The organism is Acetobacter oeni (assembly GCF_011516825.1).
GTDB lineage: Bacteria > Pseudomonadota > Alphaproteobacteria > Acetobacterales > Acetobacteraceae > Acetobacter > Acetobacter oeni.
The window spans coordinates 1-7,073 of the sequence record NZ_WOTA01000062.1 but is presented as its reverse complement, the minus strand read 5'-3'; the positions used below and the strand labels follow the sequence as shown (position 1 = coordinate 7,073).

Here is a 7,073-nt window from a genome sequence, read left to right as displayed (position 1 = left end):
GACAGGGCTCGGGTCATGCATGCCAGCCTCCCGTCCGGCAGAAAGCATGAATCAGATTTCCAGCCCAACGGGAATCCCAAAACGACTCCGTCAGGTCAGATTATGCTCTAGCTCGCACCATGCTCAGTCCCAGTCCGGTGCCGGGTACGTTACGGCTTGCATCGAGCCGCACCATTTTCTCGAAAACCCTTTCGCGATCAGCAGCGAGGATACCAGGTCCCGTATCCGCTACTACAAGAACCGCCCCCGCTTCACCTTGATTGGCGGACAAGGTGATTGTTGTTCCCGAAGAAGAATGATTGATGGCGTTTTCGACCAGATTGGACAGCATCTGAGCCAGCAGAACACGGCTACCCTCGATCACCATGTCCGGTGGCGGTATGGACACGACAAGAGTCTGTGCATGATCTTCGGTAACCGCCAGATAGGACGCGTTAATCGTCTCGAACAGTTCGACGACCGGGAGCGTCTGGCTATCCGGAATGCGATCTCCGGCTTCAATCTGAGTAAGTCTCAGGAGAGAAGAAAAAATCTCGAGTGCGTTATGAAGATCGTCTTTTGCTCGCTCCAGCGCGACATCCCGCCTGTCAGACTGAGGCGTCTCCATGGCTTCGTCGAGATGCTGCCCCAGACGCGCCAGAGGCCGTCGCATGTCATGGGCGATATCGTCCGACACCTGACGGACACTGGTGATCAGAATCTCATTCCGGTCGAGTATCGCATTCAGGCTGCCGGAGAGATGATCGAACTCATCTCCGGTCCCGTTGAGGACAAGCCTGCGTGAAATATCGCCTTGCATGATCTCACGCGCGGTCAGGCTAACGCTTTCGATTTTGCCAAGCACAAGACGGCTAAGGATAAAACCGCCACCAAGACCGATCAGGAGAAAGGCGACGCTGCTCCACGCCAGGCTCAGCCAGAGATCGCGACGCAGGGACTGGAGAGGCGTGGCGTCGATGCCAACAAAGAAATAACCGCCGTCACTCAGAACCGTGCCATATCCGATCACAGGATGTCGGTCGGGACGCACTGTGCGGTGTGTCCATGACAGCCACCTCCACCCTGCAACCGGTCGCAGGTGGAACATATTGCCGGTGACAACATGTTCCTCAGCATCCTGTAGCAGATAATAAAATCCCGGCTCGTTCTGGACGAGTTCGCTCACGACAGGATGCAGAAGGGTCACATTCTGGCCGTGGGCTTCCGACAAGGTCTCGTCCCGTTCATTTGCAACGGTACGCGTGAGCTGTTGCGAAAGTAGCTTCTGGCTATGGTAGCCTGACAGCGCCATGACCATCAGTCCGCTGACGAGAAAACAGGCGGCAAACAGGCCGACAATGCGAAATGACGAACTGCGGAAAACCGACAGCCGTCGTGACGATATCTGGGAGGTTAGCGTCCGGGATAAAGGCATGACGTCAGGAGCGCCGCAACACGTAACCCTGTCCTCTGACCGTATGGATCAAAGGGGGTGCGTCTCGACCAAGGCGTTCACGCAGTCGGCTGATATGTGTTTCGACAAGATTGGTCCGGATGGGAAAATCGATGTCCCACACGGCCTGAAGCAGCATTTCCCGCGTGACCACGACAAAAGGGCGACGCATGAAATATTCCAAAAGATTCAGTTCCTGTGACTGAATATAGAGTTTTTGTCCCGCGCGATAAACTTCCCTTTGCAAAAGATCCAATTCGACATCGGCGAAGATCAGACGTGTTTCCTGAGGATGAGACCCCGTACGACGCAGCAGGGCGTCAAGCCTTGCGGAAAGCTCGATCACCGAAAAAGGCTTGACGAGGTAATCGTCAGCGCCGCGCCTCAAGCCTGTCACGCGGTCGCTGACACCATCCATGGTCGTCAGAAACAGAACTGGGGTCTGGATATCGGCCGCGCGCATAGCCTGCAGGATACTCAGTCCATCCAGCCCGGGAAGCCTGCGATCGAGAATGATGCAGTCCCATGATTCGTTGAAAGCCAGACTCTGGCCCTGCGTGCCGTCTGCAACGACCGTGATGGCAACATGCGCCAGTACGGGCGATCGCTCGATATAAGTCGCCGTGTCCAGGTCATCCTCGACCAGCAGAACGCGTGGCGTTGCTTTATGGGAATTGTCTGTCACCGGCTGACCTCCGTTGCCACATGGCGTCTGGTGTCGGAGTGCTGACGACCGGAAGAAAACCTGTCCAGCGCCAGATAGAGGACCGGGGTCGTGTAAAGTGTAAGAGCCTGACTGATGGCAAGACCACCAAGGATCGTGATGCCGAGGGGTAAACGAAGTTCGGCACCATAACCATGACCGAACACCAGCGGGAGAGCCCCGAACGCCGCCGCGAATGTGGTCATCATGATGGGACGGAACCGCAGCGCGCAGGCCTGGCGGATGGCCTCCTCGGCGCTGTAGCCCATTCTTTCGGCCTCTATGGCAAAATCGATCAGCATGATGGCGTTCTTCTTGACGATGCCGACAAGCAGGAGCAGCCCGATCATGGCCATAAGAGAGAATTCCTCCCCGAACACCCAAAGACCCAGCATCGCGCCAACACCTGCCGATGGTAACGTAGACAACACGGTGAGCGGATGAACATAGCTCTCGTAGAGGATGCCCAGGATGATATAGATCCCGAAAACTGCACCCGCGATCAGCAGGGGTTCGCTACTGGCCGAGCTACGAAGTTGAGCAGCATTGCCCGCGTAGGCGCCCTGAATCGACGAAGAAAGTCTGGCTTCGGCAACAACGCGGTCAAAAGCGTTCATCGCCTGATTTAGCGAGACGCCGGGCGGAAGATTGAAGGAGATTGTCGCAGCGGTCGCCTGACCTTCGTGATTGACGGCAAGAGCTGTTTTGTTCGGCTGGCGGGTCGCGACCACCGAGAGGGGGATCATGGTTTCACGAGCCGTCGACACGGCCGCCCCCGAAGATGCGGAAGCACCCCCAGCCAGGCTGTTGGCAATCTGGTTGGTAACGCTCTGCGTGCTGCTATCGTTTGTCGTCACCGTTGCACTCATCGGCAGCCGCACCCGGATGAGATTGGACCGTGATCCGCCCCTGGGACTTCCGCCAGACGTGCTGATCCATGTCTGCCTGAGTGATTCTGGCGACTGCCAGAAGCTCGGAGCGACTTCCATCACAACGCGATATTGATTGAGCGAATTATAAATGACGGACGCGGCCCGCTGGCCATAGGCGTCATACAGGACGTTGCTGACCAGTTGTGGCGTGATCTGGACGCGGGCCGCCGTGTCGCGCTGGATCTGCACATCCATACTGTCGCCACCCAGTAGAACGTCTGATGACACATCCATCAGCATTTTCTCCTGCTTCAACCGTATCACGAGACGCTGGGTGTAGTCATAAAGCTCCTGCGGATCGTCTCCTTGCAGGCTGTATTGATAGGCCGCGTTGCTCGGACGCGCCCCGATCCGGATGGCACCACGCTGGAGCGCGAAGAACTTGGCATCTTTCAGGACACGGGTCCGTTGAGCGAGCCTTCTGATGGTCGTGGCCACAGTATCCTTCCGCACTGCTTTGTCCGTCAGGCGGATGAAGATGTTTCCCTGGTTGGACGATCCCCGGCCACCAAGGAAACCGGCGACATCAGCAACATCCGGATCCTGCAGGAGCAGGCCCTGAACCGTCTTCATATCCCGTTCCATTGCCTGAAAGGATATTGTCTCATCTCCGATCACCCGGCCAAGAAGCATTCCTGTATCTTCATCAGGAAACAGGCTCTGGGGAAGGTAATGATAGAGTGCCACAGTGATCAGGAGCGCAAGAGGTAGTGAGAGCAGGATTATAGCCCGGTAGTTTAGCGCGATCGCGAGGGTGAATTGATAGATGCGCAGCATACGAGCATGCCAATTCTCCAAAGCGCATGTGAAGGTATTATTGGCGGCATGCGTTTCCAGTCTGGCACAGAGCATGGGCGTCAGACTCAGTGAGAGCGCCGCAGATACGACCAGCGTTAGTGAGACGGTGATGGCGAACTCGTGAAACAGGCGCCCGGTCAATCCCCCCATCAGCAGGATCGGCAGAAATACGACGATGAGCGACGCCGTGATCGAGACGATCGTAAAGCGCACCTCGCGCGCACCGCGTCGTGCCGCCTCAAAGGACGGCATGCCCTGTTGGGCGTAACGGGCGATATTCTCGGCGACCACGATGGCGTCATCGACCACGAAACCGGTCGAGATCGTGAGGGCCATCAGGGACATGTTGTCGAGACCGTAGCCAAGGAGCCACAGGAAACCGAGTGTGCCGAGGAGGGACGCCGGAATGACGATGGCAGGGACCAGAACGATGCGCGGGGAACCGAGGAACAGCAGGACAATTGCGATCACCAGAACGACGGAGAGGCCGAGTGTCGTTTGGGTGTCGACGAGGGAGGCGCGGATGACGATTGAACGGTCCATCACCACAGCGAGATCCACGCCAGAAACCAGACCACCCGTAAGGCTGTCATGATCGCGGTGGAACTGGTCCATGGCGGCGACCACATTTGCGCCGGCTTGCATATAGACCTGCGCGATAATGGCCGGCTTGCCGTCATAATAGCCGGCATTGCGGACATCCTCCACTCCATCGACGATTTCGGCCACATCCGTCAGATGAATGGGGCGGCCATTGCGCCAGCCGACCACCAGTTGCTGGTAGTCGGCCGCGTGATGCACCTGGTCGTTGGTCTCGAGCTGCATGCGCCGACCACTGGTATCGATAAAGCCCTTTGGAGTGTGGGCGTTAGCGGATGCCAGTGCAGCGCGGATATCCTCGAAGCCCAGCCCGTATTTGTACAGGACCAGCGGATTAATTTCGACACGCACGGCAGGCAGGGCGCTACCGCTGATCTGTACCAGCCCCACGCCGCGGATCTGTGAGATGCGTGGCAGGAGCCTGTTGGTGGCCTGATCATAAAGCTCCGGCAAGGTGCGTGTGTCGGAGGTCAGGGCCAGGATCAGTGCTGGGGGATCATTCGGATTCGCCTTGGAGTAAGTTGGGTTCTGGCGAAGCGTCGTGGGTAGATCAACTCGGGCCGCCTGAATGGCCGCCGCGACGTCACGGGCTGCTCCATTGATATCGCGCGAAAGCGCGAACTGAAGTGTTACACGTAGCATGCCGCTACTGGACTGGGAGGTCATTTCCTCAAGCCCGGCGATGGTGCCGAGATGGCGTTCGAGGGGTTCGGCAATCGAGCGCGCAATCTGTTCCGGCGTTCCGCCGGGTTGCAGCGCCTGCACCTGAATGACGGGAAAGTCGATGTTCGGCAGATCGGACACCGGAAGCGAGAGGTATCCCATGATTCCGAGCAGGCAGAGCGAAAGGGTCAGCTGGATCGTGGCGACCGGTCTGGATATGAACCAATCCGTCATATGGGTGGGCGTTTCAATTCAGCATGTCGGGGTTTCTCACCAGGATCGGTCCGTCACCCTCATTGAAATCAGGGCCACGGGCAAGATAAAGTCGCAAAAGTTGGGAATTATTAACAGAACAAACAGTTATTCTGAGTGGTGAATGCGATACACTTAGGAAATTGTCGAATTGTATTAATATTTTCGGATCAGATTCGAGAAAACAACAATGATGAGTCGATTTTTTATTGGTGTTATTATGTTCGGCATATGGCTCCAGGATGTCTGGAGACGAAAATAATTCGATTTTTTGTCGTCTAGCCGCTCCGGTTGTTCAGCGACAAAGGCACCCCATAGCAGGCGATGAGGTGAAGGAATTAGGAGGCGTCAGGTATGGTGTTCGGATTTATTGCGCTATTCATCATTTCAGCGGTCGCGTTCGCCCTCAGTGCCGTCTCGGGCGGGGGAGCAGGGCTGATCGTGATTCCGGTACTCGGCCTGATACTCGCCGCCGACCATGTGCCCGCGGCGCTCTCGATCGGCACGGCCGTCAGTTCCCTGTCTCGTATAGCCCTCTTTTTCAAAGCCATCCGCTGGCAGATCGTGCTGCGTTTCGTCCCTCTGGCATTGCCCGCAGCATGGGGTGGTATCGTGCTCCTCAAACAGATCCAGCCTGCCTATCTGGATTTTCTTCTTGGCCTTTTCCTGCTCGGCAATCTGCCGCTCGTGCTTCGTCACCAGAAAAGAGACAGGAAAGATCCGGAAGCCGATGGCATGACGTGGCTCCCCGTCGTCGGCGCTCTTGCCGGTTTTATTTCGGGGTTCACCGGTGCCGTCGGGTTGCTCTTCAACGGCTTTTATCATCGTCTTGGACTGCGCAAGGAAGAGATCGTCGCAACGCGCGCCGCCAACGACATCCTGCTCCACCTCGTGAAAGTAGTCCTTTACACGGTTTACGGATTGATCGACCAGGTGACCCTGATGGCCGGTGTCGCGGTGGCGATTGCTGCACTTGTCTCTTCCGCCGCCATGAAGGCTTGGCTGCACCATATTCCTGATCATCTGTTCAGACGGATCGGGCACGGTGCGGCCGTTGTCGCCGGAGTTGCAATGATGGCTTTGGCCGGCCATCAGATTACCATGCAAAATGATGTCAGATTTCACTATGTCCAGCGTATGGGCGAGACAGAACTGGCGCTGGATTGGCGTCAGCATTATCTGTCCGTCGAACTCGAAAATTCAGCAGAACTGGAAATACGCCACGTTCTGAAAAATCAGGATGTTGCGACGAACGGTCTTCCTCGGATGCGCCCGTCTTCCGGTTCCATTTTTCACCTTTCACCATCGCGCGGTTTGTACATAACCCCGTTCAGGCAGCAACGATCTCATCCAGCACCAATTTGAGGATTATTTCAAAGAAAATACAATCTATCTACTTTCACTCCAGAATTATGCCCTGTCTAAATGATATTCAGCCGTGTTGATGTAAGCCGCGTCGCTTTGCCCGTAACAGGCCTGCAATTCGAAGCCGGGTCTGTCCATTGGATGACGTGTCCTTCGGATTTGGATCAGCGCGAACTGAAATCCCCGGCTTGGACTGTCCGGGACGGAACGGTTTCAGGTCTGAGTGTCTGACCGAAAATGAGTTGAGTGATTTCAGCAGGTTATGATTCATGGGTTTGCGAGAACCTGATGAGATCAAGATGGCCTGGACTGAAATCACCCGAGCGCA

At 56.4% G+C, this 7,073-nt stretch carries 4 protein-coding genes; 1 reads left to right on the top strand and 3 read right to left on the bottom strand.

Features of this window, described 5'->3' with window-relative positions; translation table 11 throughout:
• Nucleotides 1–100 precede the first annotated feature (100 nt).
• The 3 genes from GOB90_RS18315 to GOB90_RS18305 are packed head-to-tail and all read right to left on the bottom strand — an operon-like array spanning nucleotide 101 to nucleotide 5,362.
• Nucleotides 101–1,414, bottom strand: a complete 1,314-nt coding sequence (locus GOB90_RS18315) for a sensor histidine kinase (RefSeq protein WP_173572209.1) — start codon at nucleotides 1,412–1,414, stop codon at nucleotides 101–103.
• A 4-nt stretch (nucleotides 1,415–1,418) separates the two neighbouring features.
• Entirely contained in the window at nucleotides 1,419–2,117 is a 699-nt protein-coding gene (locus GOB90_RS18310; RefSeq protein WP_146893001.1) for a response regulator transcription factor, read from the bottom strand.
• Nucleotides 2,114–5,362: an efflux RND transporter permease subunit gene (locus GOB90_RS18305; protein WP_146892999.1), complete on the bottom strand. Its 3,249-nt coding sequence runs from the start codon at nucleotides 5,360–5,362 to the stop codon at nucleotides 2,114–2,116. Before GOB90_RS18305 ends, GOB90_RS18310 begins: the two co-directional genes overlap by 4 nt.
• A gap of 372 nt (nucleotides 5,363–5,734) precedes the next feature.
• Between GOB90_RS18305 and GOB90_RS18300 the strand changes: the two genes are divergently transcribed.
• The gene (locus GOB90_RS18300) at nucleotides 5,735–6,745 is read left to right on the top strand and encodes a sulfite exporter TauE/SafE family protein (protein WP_146892996.1); all 1,011 of its coding nucleotides are present in this window, start codon (nucleotides 5,735–5,737) and stop codon (nucleotides 6,743–6,745) included.
• The last annotated feature ends 328 nt before the right edge of the window (nucleotides 6,746–7,073 follow it).